We start from the raw sequence: 1804 nt of genomic DNA on the forward strand, positions 1-1804 counted from the left end.
GTTCACGACGTTAGAACAACAGATTGCGGCGACAAACTTATTCACACGTACTTCGAGCAGCTAAAGAGTATATGATGAAAACTCTAAATCTGTCCGGTAGGCGCTGACTTCAGACACCTTAACATGTCCGTCATCGAATGATTTGGAACACGAGCGTTTGATTGGCTTAGGAGGATCAGGCTCGCCGTAGTTTCAATCTACGCCGCGTTCTGATGATGCAGCAAGCGGCGTTTCTGGATTGTCTGGTGTTTGATTTCCTTTCTGCGTCTGAGGATTGTTTCGGCTCGACCGAAATAGACATCGGCGGGTGTCAGATTGCTGATGCTCTCGTGGTATCGGTTGTGGTTGTAGTGATTGATGAAGTCGCCGATGGCCTGTTCGAGCGCTCCTGGCAGATAGTAGTTTTCCAGCAGGACACGGTTCTTCATCGTCTGATGCCATCGCTCAATCTTGCCCTGGGTCTGCGGATGGTTGGGCGCTCCCCGAACATGATCCATACCCTGCTCATCCAGCCATTTCGCCAACTCGCCAGAGATGTAACTGCTGCCGTTGTCGCTGAGCAGCCGGGGCTTGTGGGCAACGGTGACACTGTCACAACCTGATGCAGCCAAAGCGTCTTCCAGCGTTCCTGTGACATCGTCAGCTTTCATCGTGGTGCAAAGGCGCCAAGAGACAACGTAACGGCTGTAATCATCCAGGATCGTAGACAGGTAGAACCAGCCCCAACCGATGACTTTGAGATAGGTGAAGTCGGTCTGCCAAAGCTGGTTCGGCCGCACAGTCTTCTCATGGAATTCATCCGCCGCTTTGATGGTGATGCAGGCTGGGCTAGTGATCAGATCTTGTGCCTTCAGAAGCCTGTAAACACTGGCCTCAGAAACGAAGTAGCGCCTGGTGTCGGTGAACCGCACCGCAAGCTCGCGGGGCGATAACTCGGGTTCTTCCAGAGCCAGTTCCACGATCTGCTTGCGCACCTTGTCGGGGATGCGGTTCCAAACCCTACCTGGCCGGGAATGGCGATCCTCAAGCCCGGCCTCGCCGAAAGACAGATACCTGTCGTACCAGCGGTAGAAGGTCGTTCTGGGAATGCCGAGCTTTTCCAGTGTGCGTTTGATCGGCAGGTGCGAACCGTCAACCAGCCGGATGATCTCAAGCTTTTCGGATGCGGGATATCTCATTCGTCGTCTCCCCCATCCTCGAACATGCTTTTTTTGAGCAGCCGGTTCTCAAGGGTCAGGTCGGCGACTACCTCTTTCAGCGCCGACGATTCCGCTCTCAAATCCTTCACCTCAGAGCTGGTAGCCTGGCGTGCGGTATCGCCAGCCAACCGCTTCTTACCGGCCTCAAGGAACTCTTTCGACCAGCTGTAATACAGGCTCGTAGCTATTCCTTCACGGCGACACAGCTCCGCTATGCTGTCTTCACCACGAAGCCCATCCAACACAATACGGATCTTCTCCTCTGCCGAATGCTGGCGCCGTGTCTTCCTGCGGATGTCTTTGACAACTCTCTCTGCTGACGCTTTCTGTTTCCCGGATTTCATTCTCATCTCCACTCTCTGATGGTTACGATGAGCCTGAAATCCTCCGCTACGCAATCAACCTAGTCTGTTCCATGGGTGCTGATGGCGGACAACCTTATCATAAGTGTGGACCTGTTCCGTTGGGGAGGCTCATTGGGAGGCGCATTTTCCGATCTATACATCCGGTTCTCCTCGCAGTATGGACTGCGCTTCTACTATGACCCGTGTGTCGGAAGCTCTGAGGGTGACCGTATCACTCCGGAGAGCTGAGCCATGAACCCG

Annotated in this window: 1 protein-coding gene; it reads right to left on the reverse strand. The window is 54.0% G+C overall.

Translation table 11 applies throughout. The features are described from left to right. Positions 1-197: 197 nt before the first annotated feature. A protein-coding gene (locus ACR0K5_RS25025) for an IS3 family transposase (RefSeq protein ID WP_170717543.1) occupies positions 198-1549 on the reverse strand; the annotation gives its coding sequence in 2 pieces (ribosomal slippage) (positions 198-1213 and positions 1213-1549; 1353 coding nt in all). Positions 1550-1804 lie beyond the last annotated feature (255 nt).

The sequence above is a fragment of the Ruegeria sp. AB9 genome (genome assembly GCF_056542585.1).